The 15,795-nt window shown below is 49.5% G+C and carries 13 protein-coding genes; 8 read left to right on the top strand and 5 right to left on the bottom strand.

Features of this window, described 5'->3' with window-relative positions:
* The first annotated feature begins 195 nt into the window (after nt 1-195).
* The 6 genes from FW767_RS10580 (at nt 196) to FW767_RS10555 (ending at nt 5,511) form a co-directional block, all read left to right on the top strand.
* Entirely contained in the window at nt 196-1,680 is a 1,485-nt protein-coding gene (locus FW767_RS10580) for a 4Fe-4S binding protein (protein ID WP_121699053.1), read from the top strand.
* Nucleotides 1,681-1,699: 19 nt separating this feature from the next.
* Nucleotides 1,700-3,094, top strand: coding sequence for an aldo/keto reductase (locus tag FW767_RS10575; protein ID WP_121699052.1), 1,395 nt, complete (start codon nt 1,700-1,702; stop codon nt 3,092-3,094).
* Between the two features lie 17 nt (nt 3,095-3,111).
* Entirely contained in the window at nt 3,112-3,354 is a 243-nt protein-coding gene (locus tag FW767_RS10570; RefSeq protein WP_147438751.1) for a hypothetical protein, read from the top strand.
* Nucleotides 3,351-4,343 (top strand): SIMPL domain-containing protein, encoded by a 993-nt coding sequence (locus FW767_RS10565; RefSeq protein ID WP_121699051.1) that lies wholly within the window; start codon nt 3,351-3,353, stop codon nt 4,341-4,343. The genes FW767_RS10570 and FW767_RS10565 overlap by 4 nt, the downstream gene beginning before the upstream one ends.
* Before the next feature lie 5 nt (nt 4,344-4,348).
* Entirely contained in the window at nt 4,349-4,723 is a 375-nt protein-coding gene (locus FW767_RS10560) for an MmcQ/YjbR family DNA-binding protein (RefSeq protein ID WP_235898106.1), read from the top strand.
* 299 nt (nt 4,724-5,022) lie between these two features.
* The gene (locus tag FW767_RS10555) at nt 5,023-5,511 is read left to right on the top strand and encodes a DUF6291 domain-containing protein (protein WP_121699050.1); all 489 of its coding nucleotides are present in this window, start codon (nt 5,023-5,025) and stop codon (nt 5,509-5,511) included.
* A gap of 62 nt (nt 5,512-5,573) precedes the next feature.
* Here the strand turns inward: FW767_RS10555 and ftsH are convergent, their stop codons facing one another.
* The 4 genes from ftsH to FW767_RS10535 all read right to left on the bottom strand — a co-directional run bounded on the left by ftsH (nt 5,574) and on the right by FW767_RS10535 (nt 10,595).
* Nucleotides 5,574-7,610 (bottom strand): ATP-dependent zinc metalloprotease FtsH, encoded by a 2,037-nt coding sequence (gene ftsH, locus FW767_RS10550; RefSeq protein WP_121699049.1) that lies wholly within the window; start codon nt 7,608-7,610, stop codon nt 5,574-5,576.
* Between the two features lie 64 nt (nt 7,611-7,674).
* Complete coding sequence (gene rsfS / locus FW767_RS10545; protein WP_121699048.1) at nt 7,675-8,034, bottom strand: ribosome silencing factor; 360 nt, start codon at nt 8,032-8,034, stop codon at nt 7,675-7,677.
* Between the two features lie 117 nt (nt 8,035-8,151).
* Nucleotides 8,152-9,399, bottom strand: a complete 1,248-nt coding sequence (locus tag FW767_RS10540) for an ABC transporter permease (protein ID WP_121699047.1) — start codon at nt 9,397-9,399, stop codon at nt 8,152-8,154.
* Nucleotides 9,396-10,595, bottom strand: coding sequence for a pyridoxal phosphate-dependent aminotransferase (locus FW767_RS10535; RefSeq protein ID WP_121699046.1), 1,200 nt, complete (start codon nt 10,593-10,595; stop codon nt 9,396-9,398). The genes FW767_RS10540 and FW767_RS10535 overlap by 4 nt, the downstream gene beginning before the upstream one ends.
* 173 nt (nt 10,596-10,768) lie before the next feature.
* On the opposite strand from FW767_RS10535, the gene FW767_RS10530 reads away from it, so the two are divergent.
* Together FW767_RS10530 and FW767_RS10525 are read left to right on the top strand one after the other, a co-directional pair.
* Nucleotides 10,769-12,253: a RapZ C-terminal domain-containing protein gene (locus FW767_RS10530; RefSeq protein WP_121699045.1), complete on the top strand. Its 1,485-nt coding sequence runs from the start codon at nt 10,769-10,771 to the stop codon at nt 12,251-12,253.
* A complete protein-coding gene (locus FW767_RS10525) occupies nt 12,250-12,990 on the top strand; it encodes a sugar phosphate nucleotidyltransferase (protein ID WP_121699044.1) in 741 nt (246 codons plus the stop codon). Before FW767_RS10530 ends, FW767_RS10525 begins: the two co-directional genes overlap by 4 nt.
* 32 nt (nt 12,991-13,022) lie before the next feature.
* Here the strand turns inward: FW767_RS10525 and FW767_RS10520 are convergent, their stop codons facing one another.
* Nucleotides 13,023-15,788, bottom strand: a complete 2,766-nt coding sequence (locus FW767_RS10520) for an alpha-amylase family glycosyl hydrolase (protein WP_150980588.1) — start codon at nt 15,786-15,788, stop codon at nt 13,023-13,025.
* Nucleotides 15,789-15,795: the final 7 nt, after the last annotated feature.

The raw sequence follows: 15,795 nt of genomic DNA, 5'->3' as shown, positions 1-15,795 counted from the left end.
TTTTCTACCGATTCACTCTTGGGGGCGGACTCGGCCGCCCCCGCCGCTTGGGCATCCCCCTCCGAGAGGAGTGAGGTTGGTCTGCTTATCTAAGCAAAGTTTTTGCACTTCGATTTTGAATCTTCATTGCATTTAGATGGTACGGAAATAATTGTTTAAATTTGTAATTCAGTGCAAAATCAGCTTTAAAGTGCAATGTTAAAAGTAATTCGTGTAATTCTCGCAGTGATATGCCTGTTGGCTGTCACATTTCTGTTTTTGGATTTTACCGGTATAGGAGTCCGGTATTTCGGCTGGCTTGCCAAGTGGCAGTTCATTCCGGCCCTGCTTTCCACCGCCGTAGTGCCGTTGGCAGTGCTCATACTCTTGCCGTTTGTTTTCGGACGAGTGTATTGTTCCGTGCTGTGTCCGCTCGGTGTTATGCAGGATGTCATATCATGGGTGCATCGCAAGGTCAATCGACGTCATAAGTTCGGTTACAGCCGTCCGTTGACATTGCTGCGTTGTGTGGTGCTGTTGCTTTTTGTTGTGGCGCTTATGCTTGGGTTGTCGAGGCTTGCAGCTTTCATCGAGCCTTATAGCGAATATGGTCGCATCGTATCGTCTTTACTAAGACCGGCATATATCGAAGTCAACAATCTTATAGCGGCTAATGAAGCTCCCGACAGCTATACATTTTATAATGTGGATTATTATGCTGCACTTTCTGCGGTTGTGGTTGGGGTCGTCACGCTGCTTGTTGTAGGAGGATTGGCGTGGTGGAAAGGCCGTATATACTGCAATTCTGTCTGTCCTGTAGGCACCATACTCGGCTATATGTCGCAATTCTCACTGCTTAAACCGGTTATCGACTCGTCGAAATGCGTTAAGTGCGGCAAGTGTGCGCGTGAGTGCAAAGCCTCGTGCATCGACGCAAAAAACGAACGTATCGATTATACCCGTTGTGTGGCTTGTATGGACTGTATTGGCAATTGCAGCACAGGTGCCATATCATATATTCATCCTTCAAAGAAAAAAGACCGGAAAAGCGAAGGTGACTCTACCGCCAACGACAAGGGCCGTCGTGATTTTCTGACAGTCAGCGCTCTTCTTGCCGCTACGGCTGCTGTCAAGGCGCAGGAAAAAACAGTTGACGGAGGTCTTGCCGAGATTATAGATAAGAAAAAGCCTGTAAGACGTACACGTATAACGCCACCGGGCAGTAAAAGCCATGACAATTTTTACAAGCATTGTACGTCATGTCAGTTGTGTGTAAGCAAATGCTCCGAGGGTGTATTGCGTCCATCTGTTGAAGCCGGTACTTTCATGCAGCCGGAGATGAGCTACGAGCGCGGTTATTGTCGTCCGGAGTGCACCGATTGTTCTCAGGTGTGTCCGGTAGGAGCTATTCTGCCGCTCGATGCCGCCGAGAAGAGTGCCGTGCAGGTGGGCCATGCGGTGTGGATACGCGAAAACTGTCTTCCCGCCGTCGACGGTACATCCTGCGGCAACTGTGCGCGTCACTGTCCTGTAGGCGCCATAACCATGATAGCTCTGAAGCCTGAAGACCCGGCTTCGCCAAAGGTGCCGTCGGTCAATACTGAGCGTTGCATCGGTTGCGGTGCGTGTGAGAATCTTTGTCCGGTGCGTCCGTTCAGCGCTATTTATGTTGAAGGTCATGAGATACACCGTATGGTCTGACGAAAATTGAATAAATGTTATGAAAAAAAATATTAATATAGATCGCCGCAGATTTCTTCAGGTGTTAGGAGCCGGAAGTGCCGGCATGGTTCTGTCGCGTTGCGGTGTTAGAAATAAAGAGAATAGTGACGCTCCGGGCATATCGTCGGGCATGCCCTCTGACGGAACAATGACCTATCGGACCAATCCTTCAACAGGCGACAAGGTGTCGATACTCGGCTACGGATGTATGAGGTTGCCGACCAAGAATGAAAACGGGGAGGACATAATAGATCAGGATGCAGTGAACCGGCAGGTGGATTACGCACTGGCGCACGGTGTAAATTATTTTGACACGTCGCCCGCTTACTGCAAGGGCAAGAGCGAGCAGAGTATGGGCATAGCTTTGAGCCGTCATCCGCGTGACTCTTATTTTATAGCAACCAAGCTGTCCAATTTTTCACCTGATACTTGGCCCCGCGAAAAGTCATTGGCTATGTATCGCAACTCCATGAAGGAGCTTCAGGTCGACTATATAGACTATCTTTTGCTACACGGCATAGGCATGGGCGGTATGGAGGCTTTCAACGGACGTTACATCGACAACGGCATGCTCGACTTTCTCTGCAAGGAAAAAGAAGCGGGACGTGTACGCAATCTCGGTTTCTCCTATCACGGTGATGTCGAGGTATTTGACCACCTTCTGTCGATGCATGACAAGGGTGAGGTGCACTGGGAGTTTGCCCAGATACAGATGAACTACATCGACTGGAGGCATGCCAAGGAGATAAGCGAAAGAAATACCGATGCCGAATATCTGTATGACGAACTGCACCGACGCGGCATTCCCGCCGTGATTATGGAGCCTTTGTTAGGCGGACGTCTGGCGCAGGTCAACAATCATATAATGGAGGAGTACAAACGCCGCCGTCCCGATGACAGTGTGGCGTCGTGGGCATTCCGTTTTGCCGGTACTCCCGAAGGCATACTGACGGTACTTAGCGGTATGACCTACATGGAGCATCTGCAGGACAATATCCATACTTACTCTCCGCTTGAGCCATGCGACGAAGAGGAATTGGCTCTTCTTGAGACCTCAGCCCGGCTTATACTTGATTATCCTACAGTGCCGTGTACCGACTGCAAATACTGTATGCCTTGCCCGTACGGGCTTGACATACCGGCCATATTCGCTCATTACAATAAGTGCGTAAACGAAGGCAATGTTCCGGAGAGTCTTCAAGACCCCAACTATGCCAAGGCTCGCAAAGCATTTCTTGTCGGTTATGACCGCTCGGTACCTAAGTTGCGGCAGGCGTCGCACTGCATTGGTTGCGGAGTGTGTAGCCCGCATTGTCCGCAAGGCATAAAGATTCCGAAGCAGATGACCCGTATCGACGCTTTTGTAGAGAAACTGAAGCAGAACCGTCCGTAGAATGATTCCGACATTAAATGATACGTATAGGTAAATATCGGTTTGGTTTGGCTCCGGTTTCGATGGCTGTCGTTTTTGTGGTGTTGAGTGTATGTGCCGTTATTGCAGCTGTAGTACAGGCGCGGCCGGAGTATCCTGTGCCGTTGTATCGGTTGATACTTGTTTATGAAGGTATGGCGCTGGTTGCAACGGTGGTCTATGGTATTTTCATCCATTTGGCGTTTTCTTTAATTGAATTTATGAGAACGAAAAGCCGATGAATAGAATTAAATTCATATTGGCATCGTTGGCGCTTATGCTTTCGACGTCAGTGGCCTGTGCGGGCAATCCGGCTTTTATAGAGGTTACCGGAACTGCCACGCTCAATATCGTTCCTGACCGCATAACGGTTGAAATCGGCATCGAGGAATACTTCAGGCCCGTATCAGGCGCAGGCGACAGTGTGAAAATCGTGCTGTCAGAAATAGAGAACCAAGTGCGTAATACGCTTGCAGAAGCCGGGGTGTCGGAAGTTACAGTTTTCGATATGGGAAACTTCCGCAATCGCTCATCGTCAGAAAGATTTCTGATGGCTAAGACACTTTCGTTCGTGTTGACTGACTTAAGCCGGCTTGACAAGATAGCTTCATCACTGCCATCGCAGGGTATATCGAGCTTTCATATTTCATCGCTTGACAACAGTGACATGGAGTCGTATAACCGTCAGGGGCTGAAAGCGGCTCTTGATGCGGCAAGAGAAAAGGCTTTGTTTATTGCCTCTAATGAGAAGCTGATATTGTCTATGCCGCTGGAAATAGTGGAGACTGGCCCCAATTATTATGAAGCTCCGCGATTCAGCAATGTGGTATTTGACAGTGGGGCGGGTATGGACCATATGCGCCGTATCTCACGCCGTTATAGTGTTAAAGTCCGATATCTGTTTACCGTAGGGGCGCCGTCAGGCAGCTTATCCTATACAGGTGCTTATCGTAGTCCTGCTGATGAATCAAGTCTGATAATAACGGAGGATCGGAAAGGAGAGTATAGGGTTAAGATGGCGCTTTTTCGTCTGACTTATCTGGATGACGGAAAAGGCAAAATAACACCCGACGGATTGCGGTTTGTCGCTACTGATGCTGCGGGCAATCCCATCCACGGGGTAATCACTCTTGACGGCAGCAACGCCAAGGTCGTATTTACCAATTCCACATGGGAATATCTGCCGACAGGCAGCATGTTTGAATTCGAACGAAACACTACCGATAACTGACAGCCATGATGGATATTGAAGAGTTTCGTGAATATTGCCTTTCGTTGGGAGATGTAGCTGAGAAAACGCCTTTTGGCAAATTTGCGCGCCGCTATGACTCGATATTGGTGTTTTATGTGCTCGACCATATGTTCTGTCTGATTGATATGGACAACTTCAGTTTTGTCAACGTCAAATCCACTCCTGAAGAGATTGACGATTTAAAACTCACATATTCAGCGGTAGCCAAACCGATAAACCTTAGTGAAAGGCATTGGATTCAGCTTGACTTCAACGGTGACATACCCGATGATAAGATTCGTGCTCTTGTCAGACGGTCATTTGACATAGTAAAGGAAAAGTACAGCAGGAAAAAACGCGTCAACAGCAAAACACGATAATACGGCTGGCCGGCATAATATTGATGGCAAGAGGTGTTATTGCTATTTATTGGCGGTCCGTGTTGTCGCACCTTTAGTACCGGCTAAGGTGTTTTTTAGACCAACTCGTTTATTTTGGAGTCGTCGCCTTACGGGTGACATCTCATGTAAAAATAATTATATATTTTTTCTCGTCGTAACACGCTGGTCCATAGTCTGTTACTGCTTATCGCGCTCTGTTGACGCCCGATTGTGCATAAAAACGGTGTTATGCCATATTATCTTTGCGGAAAACAACTATTAAACCGATATCACATATTATGAAACGTACACCGAAATTTGACAAGGCATGGAGCGAGTCCATAGCCATGCTCCCCGTAGAACTGCAGCAATCGCTTGTTGACGCTATAAAGGAGTATCAGACTGCAGGCACAGAGCCTGTCGACCTGCATCCGATAGCTCAATGTGTGTTCAATTTGCTCAAACCTGTCATAGACCGCCGCGCCAAGGCTGCATCCTATCAGCGCCGTCGCCGTGATTCAGCGGCTAAAGTGCCCCTCACACCCGCCACCGCAGATGCCGGCCGATTTGTAAAGCAGGACCGTAAGTATATCCGCCTCCTCGCCAAGCGCTACAACTTCACCCATGGCGATATAAAGTCGGAAATCGACCGTGTGTCAGCGTTGCTGTCTTCCAACGGCATAGACCGTGTGCCGCTCTTCCTTTACAAAGAATACCTCGAACAGTACCTTGCCGGCAATACGGGCCACTTAGACCGACAGCGCATTACCCATGATGTTGACGGGTAATGCGCTGTAGTATGGTCGTTATGTGTACGAGTGTGCCGTTACGGCTGCACTCCTGCCGTTCTTTATTCCGATTTGGGGATGGGCGGGATTTCCGGAGGAACAATTGTCGCCGGAGCATCGTCGGATTGTTCAGCCGGTTGCTCGCTTTCGCCTGCCTTTTCTTCAATGTCCTCTTTCTTGCCCTCTTCAAGCTGGCGTCCCGCAAATATTTCGTCGGTGCGTGATATCCACTGGCGTTTGCCGAATATGTGTTCCACATCTTCCGTAAATATCACTTCGCGGGCTATCAGCACTTCGGCAAGCTGTTTATGGCCTTCGGCATGTTTGCGCAGAATCTCCTTGGCTCTCTCATACTGTTCGTTTATTATACGCGACACCTCGGCGTCTATGTCTTTGGCGCGCTCTTCGCTGTAGGGCTTCGAGAAGCCGTATTCCTGACCTGTTGAGTCGTAATAGCAAAGGTTGGGCAGTCGATCGCTCATACCGTAATAGGCCACCATCGCGTAGGCCAGTTTGGTCACGCGCTCAAGGTCGTTGGCCGCCCCGGTTGATATATGTCCGAGGAACAGTTCTTCGGCCGCGCGGCCTCCGAGGGTCGAGCACATCTCGTCAAGCAGAGCTTCCGAGGGAGTTATCTGGCGCTCTTCAGGAAGATACCATGCCGCTCCGAGAGCTTTTCCGCGTGGTACAATTGTAACCTTGATCAGCGGGCTGGCGTAGCGCAGATGCCATGAAATGGTGGCGTGCCCGGCTTCATGTACGGCAATTGCATGCTTTTCTTCGTCAGTAGTGATTTTGGACCTCTTTTCAAGACCGCCTATTATGCGGTCTACAGCATCGTTGAAATCCTGCTTCTGCACGCTTTTTTTGTTGCGGCGCGCTGCAATAAGGGCTGCCTCATTGCATACATTGGCGATGTCAGCACCCGAGAAGCCCGGAGTCTGGCGGGCGAGCAGTTCGACGTCAAGCGAGTTATCGGTCTTGATGTTGCGCAGATGCACGTTAAATATGGCTACACGGTCATTCAGGTCGGGTAGGTCGACATATATCTGCCGGTCAAATCGTCCGGCACGCATAAGGGCCTTGTCAAGTATATCGGCGCGGTTGGTTGCGGCGAGTATTATGACTCCGCTGTTTGAACCGAAACCGTCCATTTCCGTAAGGAGCTGGTTGAGAGTGTTCTCTCGTTCGTCGTTGGCTCCCATGTTTGGATTGCGGCCTCGTGCGCGTCCTACGGCATCGATTTCGTCTATAAATACTATACAGGGTGCTTTCTCCTTGGCTTGACGGAAGAGGTCGCGCACACGTGATGCTCCAACGCCGACAAACATCTCCACAAAGTCGGATCCTGACATGGAGAAGAACGGCACATTGGCTTCTCCGGCCACGGCTTTGGCAAGCAGCGTCTTACCGGTTCCGGGAGGGCCTACAAGGAGTGCGCCCTTGGGTATCTTGCCTCCGAGGTCGGTGTAGCGTTGCGGATTTTTAAGAAACTCCACTATCTCTTCAACTTCAGTCTTGGCCTCCGACAATCCTGCCACATCTTTGAATGTGACCTGAATGGGGCCGTCCTTGTCAAATACCTTGGCCTTTGATTTGCCTACGTTGAACACTCCGCCGCTGCCGTCGCCTTTACCCGACATATGGCGCATAAACACAAACCAGAACACGATAAGCAGAAGTATGGGGGCGATTGACCAGAACATGGCCATAAAGTCGCTGCCTTTTTCAAATGATACGGAGCCAGTGAATACACCGTCTTTCTGCCATTGGTCTATTTTGTCCTGAAGCTTGTCGGCGCTCGGTATGGATGTCGTTATCTTTACATCGTGATGTTCTCCCTGAGTGTATTGCGAGGGTGCGAATATCTTGGATGCAAGGGAGTCGGTGATAAATGCTTCCGCCTCGTTTTTGTTTGTGTACACGACTATTTTTTCCACTCCGCCTTCAGTGACATACTTCTCAAATTCTGAGTATGTAACCTCCTTGGTTATGGAGTTCTGGTCGAGGTAATACAATCCGCCGAGTACGAGAAGTATGATGGCATACATCCAGTACAGGCTGAATTTTATGGTCTTTTTTTTCGGGTCCGGTTTCATATGGGGACGATGAATGATATGATACGTTTAGGTTTGTCAAGAGGCAGTGTCATTAAAACACCTCTTAATCGAGATCTGGTATTTCGTTGATGTCGGCGTCGCTCCATAATTCCTCAAGATTATAGTATTGGCGCACGTCGGGAAGAAACACATGTACGAATGTATCGCCGTAGTCGATTACTATCCATTGTGAATTCTGATATCCGTCGTAGTTGTACGGCTTGACGCCGCACTCTTCGCGTACTTTATCTCTAATACTGTCGGCTATCGCTGCAACCTGCATGTTCGATGATCCCTGACATATTATAAAGCGGTTGGCTGCTGCGCCTTCAATGGCGCTTAGGTCCACTACGGAAATCTGTTTTCCTTTGCGATCCTGAATTCCCTCGATGATGAATTTTACAATATCCGTATTCTTATTCATTTATAGTTAAATTGTTTGCAAAGATAGTTCAAAAAATCTAAAATACAGGGTATTTAGCTATACTTAATATTTCAATAACAATTTTAGAGCATAAATAGGTCATGAACGTATACATATTTATTCGTAACGTATTGTGCGGCAGGGACTGATGGATGACACTGCATGACTGGGCACTATTATTGTGAGGCCCGATATGACAAATACTCCTATGTTTAGCAGTATGATGTATGGCCAGTTGATTTCTACCGGCACATAGTTGAGGTAGTAGGAGTCGGGATTCAATGGCAGTATTCTGTAGTGTTGCTGCAGCAGTAGCAGTGTTATGCCGGTTATGTCGCCGATAATCATGCCGCGTATCACGATTTTCTGGGCCATGTATATGAATATGCGGCGTATTTCGCCGTTAGTCGCTCCGAGAGCTTTAAGTATGCCTATCATGTTGACTCTTTCGAGTATGATGATAAACAGGCTTGATATCAGAGTGAAACCTGCCACAATCATCATGAGTATGAGAATGACGGCTACGTTGGTGTCGAGCAGTTCGAGCCAGTTGAAATACATCATTGCCGTATCAAGTACGCTGCTTATGCTGTACATGCCTTGTAGGTGTCCGTTTTCCGCGCTATCCATCATGGCTTCCTGAAGGTGCATGGCTGCCTCGTTTATCCTGTATGTATCGGCCGTTTTCAGTTCCAAGCGATTGCCCGAGAGACTGTCTGTGCCGCATATGCTCTGCGTGAATGACAGCGGGGCGAAGATATATAATTTGTCATAGTCGCCGAAGTGAGTGTCATAGATTGCAGCCACCTCTATGCGGCGGGTCTTTACGGCCCCGTCAATGAAGAAGTAGGCATATATGCGGTCGCCGGGGTGCAGTTGCAGTGCACGCGCCGTTGTCTGCGATACAGCTACTTTGTTGCGGTTCTCGGCAGTGTCGCTTTCAGGCAGTGAGCCTTCCACTATATTGTCGCGCACGAAGTCAAAGCCGTCGCCCGCCTCTATGCCTTTGACAATGACTGCTTGGAAGTTGTCTTCAGTCTTAATGACACCTGTCTGCTGCAGTACGAGCGATGCCGATGTGAACTCTCCGGTACGTTTTATTATGTCGGTGAGCTCCGGTGTCAGGGTCAGATACGCTTCCTCGTCATAATCCGATGACTCGGGGTGTATGGTGACATGTGAGTCGAAGCCCATGACCTTGTTGCGTATCTCGTCTTTGAAGCCGAGCACAATACATAGCGAAGCCATCATTATCATGATGGCCAGCGCTATACCCGCAATGGCTATGACGATGCTTGTCGATAGGCCGCGCCGGCCTTCACGGTTCAGTCGCAGCCGTCGGGCAATAAAGAGTTCGTAGCTCATATAGTGCGCCCGGGGTAGGCTTTCAGTGCTTCGGCAAGTACCTTTATGGCTTTGGCAAGCTCCTCTTTACGCAAAATATAGGCTATACGCACTTCATCTTTGCCCATGCCCGGCGTCGTATAAAAGCCTGATGCCGGAGCCATAAATATGGTCTGGCCTTCATAATCGAAGTGTTCGAGACACCATTCGCAGAAGCGGTCGGCGTTATCCACTGGCAGTTTTACTACGGTGTAAAACGCGCCCATGGGTATGGGTGAGTAACATCCCGGAATTTTGTTAAGCTGGTCTATAAGGAATTTGCGCCGTTCCACATATTCGTTATAGGTCTCAAGCATGTATTCCTTGGGTGTGTCAATCGAAGCTTCGGCCACTATCTGTCCTAAAAGCGGAGGGCTTAGACGGGCTTGGCAGAACTTCATTATATTTTTTTTCAGCTCCTCGTGTTTGGTGATGAGCGCGCCTATGCGTATGCCGCACTCGTTGTAACGTTTTGATACCGAGTCGATGAGCACTACCTGATTTTCGATGTCGGGTAGGTGAAACGCCGATATATAGGGTGCTCCCGTATAGCAGAATTCGCGATATACCTCATCGGAAAACAGAAACAGATCGTATTTTTTTACCAGATCCCTTATCTGCAGCATCTCCTTCATCGTATACAGGTAACCTGTGGGATTGTTGGGATTGCAGATAAGTATGCCTTTGGTCTTGGGGGTGATGAGCTCTTCAAATTTTTCCACAGGAGGAAGCGCGAAGCCCTCTTCTATACTTGACGGCACTGTTATGATTTTTGCCCCGGCCGATATGGCGAAAGCCATATAGTTGGCATACGCCGGCTCCGGCACGATTATCTCGTCGCCCGGGTCAAGGCAGGCTAAAAAAGCAAACAACACCGCTTCCGAGCCGCCGGTGGTCACTATTATGTCTTCGACATCCACATCGATGTTATACGTCTTGTAATACTGGTGTAGTTTGCGACGCAAGGACAGCAGGCCCTCCGAAGGGCTGTATTCGAGCACGGTGCGGTCAATGTGTTTCAGCGCGTCGAGGCCCTCTTTGGGGGTGGGTACATCGGGCTGTCCTATGTTAAGGTGGTATACTTTTATACCTCGGTCTTTGGCTGCGTTTGCGAGCGGAACCAACCGGCGTATAGGCGACGCAGGCATTTCAGTCCCTCGTTGTGAAACATTTGGCATAATCTGTCAGAATATATTAATACACAAAATTAAGTAAAAACAACGAGATTTATTGTCTGCATTGTCAAAAAAGAATCTGTGTCAGCCGATATTTGTGATAAAAAATGATTGGGGCATATCAGTATATTGTCTGAGATTGATTATCTTTACCAACAAAATATGATGGAATTGCTATGTATGACAGTATAGTTAAGAATATATCGTACGGCGGTGACGACGAACAGGTATTGTCGATACTTTATGAGCGTATCACCGGAATATTCCCCCAAGCAGTGGTGCGTATGCCGGGTGCCGGCTCTAACCGCCGTTATTACAGGCTGTCGGGAGTCGTGGATGTAGTAGGTGTATCAAGTGAGGATTTAAGCGAGAACAATACGTTTGTTTATCTCGCCGAGAATTTTTATGACAAGGGGTTGCCGGTGCCTGAGGTCCTCGCGGTAAGCGACTCGGGCGCACATTATCTGGTGGAGGATCTTGGCGATATGTCGCTGTTTGACTACATTGCCCGCGGACGTGACGGGGGAGAGTGGAATGACGATATTATCGACATGCTTAAAAAGACGATTGCAGCCTTGGCCGACTTTCAGTGGCGCGGTATCGCCGGACTTGACATAAACCGCCTTCCCGTGCCGCAGATGGACTATGTGTCTGTCTCATGGGATCTGAATTACTTTAAATATTGTTTTCTGTTGCCGTCGGGCGTGAGGTACAATGAGTCGCTTTTGGAGAAACAGTTTGACAGGCTTGCCATGGCGTTGCTCGAGGCGAAGAGCGATGTGTTCATGTATCGTGATTTCCAGTCGCGCAATGTCATGATAAAAGACGGTGCACCATGGTTTATCGATTTTCAGGGCGGACGCCGTGGTCCGTGCTATTATGACGTAGCTTCTTTTCTGTGGCAGGCCAAGGCCTCTTATCCCGATAGATTGCGGGAGAAGCTGATAACGGCTTATCTTGACAGTGCCAAGCGGTATGCCGACATAGACCGGGTTGAATTTTGCCGTCATCTTGATGACTTTGTGCTGTTTCGCCTGCTTCAGGTACTTGGCGCTTACGGTTACAGAGGCAACTTCGAGGGCAAGTCGCATTTCGTGCAGAGCATACCGTATGCGCTTGAAAATGTAAAAGGTCTTGAGCCGAGGATTGAATCACGGTACGGGTATCTGTGTCAGCTCTTGCGGGAGGTGGCGGCTATACCGCGTTACCGGCGGGTTGAGCCTGCCGATAAGTTGACTGTGAAAGTGGCGAGTTTCGGTTACAATCGTCATGGCATACCGCGCGATATATCGGGCAACGGAGGCGGTTTTGTATTTGACTGCAGGGCGCTCCACAACCCCGGACGTTATGATGAATATAAGAAGCTGTCGGGCCGCGATAGCGAGGTGATAGATTTTCTTGAGACAAAAAGCGATATCAAAGACTTTGTCGACGAGGCGTGCAAGATGGTCGACCGTTCGGTGGCGGTATACCGCGAGCGTGGTTTCACCGATCTGATGGTAAGTTTCGGATGTACCGGAGGCCGGCATCGCTCGGTATATTGTGCCGATTGTCTGGCGCGTTATATACACAAGGCCTATCCTGACGTGCGTGTCGAGTTGACTCACTTTGAACGCGGTATCAGAGAAACATTTAATCCTCGTACTGAACAAAACCGATGAAAGCTATGATTTTTGCAGCCGGGTTGGGTACTCGGCTGCTCCCTTTGACCGAGAACCGGCCCAAGGCTCTTGTTGAGGTGGCCGGAGTGCCGGCGTTGCAGCGTGTCATCATGAATCTGGTCCGTTACGGGTTTGATGAGGTGGTGATAAATGTGCATCATTTTGCCGATAAGATAGAGGATTTTCTTGAAAATAACGGATATTTCGGCATAGATATAAAAGTGAGCGACGAGAGGCAGCTGTTGCTTGACACAGGCGGCGGCATTGCAGCCGCTTCGGCGTTGCTTGACGGCGGCGAGCCGTTTCTCGTGCATAATGTAGACATACTTACTGATCTTGACCTCGGCAGATTATACCGCTGTCACTGTGAATCGGGAGCTGACGCCACATTATTGACTTCTGATCGGGCTACGTCGCGGTACCTACTTTTTGACCGAGAAAAGCGTATGAAAGGGTGGACCAATGTATCGACGGGCGAGGTGCTTCCTCACGGACTGGATATGACAGGACTCGGTATGCGCGCGTTCGGAGGCATACATGTCATATCGCCGTCAATGCTGAAGCCGTTGTGCGAGTATGCGCCGCTACGGCCGTTTTCGATTATTCCGTTCTATATAAGCGTATGCCGCGACATGATTATAAAAAGTTACGAGCCCGATTGTGGATACTATTGGTTTGATATCGGGAAACACAGCACGCTTGCTGCGGCTGCTGACCTATTGGGCCACGTGAAATGACGTAACCCGATAGGCCGCAAGATACCACGCCGTTATCTTACCGATACTTTATGGCTTACTCCGTCGACAACCACTATGTATATGCCCGATGCAAGTGAGTCGAGGCGATTTATTGCAACTCCGTCTATTGTGAATACCTTGACGGTTTCATAGACTCCGTCGATTGTTATCGTTCCTGTGCCTCCATGAACACGGGCAGTCGCGGCATTGTCGTTGAGTATGTCGTCGAGGGCTGTCACATCCTTGCTCGCATACACTACAAAAGCTCCCGGAGCGAGACGCACCTCCTTGCCGTTAAGTTCGGGAGTTGTGCCATAGCTGCCGCACAGCATCGTGTAGTCCGAGGCGTTTCCTGTAAATGGTGCCGCCACTGACTGAGCGATTGTCGTACTCGGATTTACGATACAGTACAGCTCGCTGGTGCCGTCAGCCGATTTGACGGTCACCGAGAAGCCTGTCGTCCAGTTGCCGCTGTTGCACTTCATCGTGGCTTTGGCATCTTTGCCAAACAGTTGCGGATTGCCGTTGCGTATGTCGTTTAGCAAGGCGTAGGTTTCTTTCAGGCCTGCACGATATTCGTTGTCAAGATACTTCCATACTACCTTTTTGGGCTTGGTCTCATTGCCTCCGGTGCTTGTCTTGGTAGTTTCGTCGGCACCGAATTCCTGAAATTGCCATATCATGTGGGCGCCCGGTGTCATTAGCATTATGGCCGCCACCGAACCGAGACGTCTCATGGTCATCTCCGTATTGTCTTTTACTTCTTCTACTCCGTATTGAGCCACTTTATAGGCCATTCGCTCTTCGTCGTGGCTCTCGGCATAGGATACGGTCGACCCGGCCGTGCGGCTGTCGTCGGGAGCGTAGAAGCGGTTTAGATTGCAGTTGCTGCTGTAGCCCATTGCAAACTGGCACGCTGCCTCGTTGATGTTGGCCCAGTTGATCTCGCCGTCAAGAGCCATCTCGTTTTCTTCCTTGGCCGTGGCAAGATTTTCGTTAATGAAGTATGCGTCGGGTTTAACCTCCTTCATAGCCGAGTGAAGTTCTTTCATGCGTGCCACGCGCGAGGCGTTATAAGCGTTGGTCTTGGCGTCGGTAACGCCTGAATACTTATTGGTCGAGGGATTATAAGTGGCGTTGTAGCTGTCGTCGTTACCGAGTCCTTTGACAAGGTCGAAGCGGAAGCCGTCGACATTGTAGGCTTCAAGCCAGTATTTAAGTACATCTTTGAACTGCTGCTGCACGAGCGGATTTTCCTGCTTCCAGTCATTGAGCACACTGTAACCGTGAGGTGCCGAGGCATTGTAGAACGGATTTTTGGCGGGAGTATACATCAGCCACCATGGGTGCTGTCCGTCGGTCTGGTTGAACACCACGTCAAGTATCACGGCCATGCCGCGTTCATGTATGGCGTCTATAAGGCGCCGGTAGTCGTCGGGTGTACCATAGGCTTTGTCGGGTGCGAAGTAAAAGTTAGGATTGTAGCCCCAAGAATTATTGCCGCTAAACTCCATTACAGGCAGCAGTTCGATAGCGTTTACCCCGAGTGACTGGAGGTAGTCGAGTTTTTCCATCACTCCGGCTATGGTGCCGTTGCCTTCAGCCTTGCCTTCTGTACCGGTAAAGTCACGTATCAGAAGCTCGTATATGACGAGCCGGTCCTGCGGCACACCTTTGAAATTCGTTACTTTCCAGTCGTACTCGTCTATTGACGAGTTGTAGACCGCCACGCAGGTATTGCCAACGTATGCCGACGGATATTCGGGCATGTCGGGAAAGACCGAAGCCGGTATATATTTGTCGTTCCACGGATCGAGTACGAGTCTTGCATAGGGGTCGCCTACATTTGTGCCGTCAATGTTGTAGTAGTATATGTAGTCGGTGTTTGCTTTCAGACCGCTTACGGTCCACCAGAAGTAGCGGTTGCCTTCGTAATCGCAATAATACGTGTCGGCCGACGGAGCATAGCCGTTCCACTCTCCGCACAGACTCGCTCTTGTCTTGCCGGGCGCCGCTATGCAGAATGTCACGTCGCCGTTGCCCGCTCTTGTGGCTCCCATTTTGGGCACTCCTCCGGGATAGGGCTTTTCTACCGGAGAGTTGGGCCATACGTAGGTTACGGTTTCCTCCTTTGTCATGCCGCGGCAAGTGGCCCGTGCAGTTACCTTGGTCGTGCCTGTGCCGGTTATGTTCATGGTGTAGGATAGTGTCTTGGCATCGGCGGCTGTTTTTTTCTCGCTGCCGTTGACTGTCAGACTTATATCGGCGTTTTCAGTCGTATTGACGGTAAAATTGACTTGGGCAGGTCCGCTCAACAGTCCGGGAGTCACCGACGGAGTCATGACAAGAACAAACTCATCTGCAGGATATACATTGACAAATATATCGCCTCCGCTTTCGGTTTTGCCTTCTTTGGTACCGGTGGCATTCCTGAATACGAAAGCAAGACGTTCCACCGTTTCACCGGAGGTAATGCCGTAATACTCTTTTATTCCGGGCAAAGTTAATTCCCATGTATCGGCGCTTTTATAGGTCAGTTTGTATTTTGCGCTGTTGTCAAGCCATTCCGGAGCATGCGACCAGCTGTCTTGTCCTTTAAGTATCACACCTGTATGTGCATATATAGGAGTGGAAGCGGTTAGTCCGGCAAGACCCTTGTTGCCTTTGTCGGCGTGAAACGTTATGACAATAGGTGAACTGTTTTCCTGAATAATGGCCGGATCGGTGGTGACAATTTGTGTACGTCCGGTAAACGACACGATGAACAGTGCACAAAACAAGAAATAAATATGTCTCATAAAAAGC

It is taken from the genome of Heminiphilus faecis (genome assembly GCF_008728965.1).
In the GTDB taxonomy this organism is placed as follows: domain Bacteria; phylum Bacteroidota; class Bacteroidia; order Bacteroidales; family Muribaculaceae; genus Muribaculum; species Muribaculum faecis.
The sequence above is the reverse complement of the archived record's forward strand: the minus strand, read 5'-3'. Positions and strand labels throughout refer to the sequence as shown.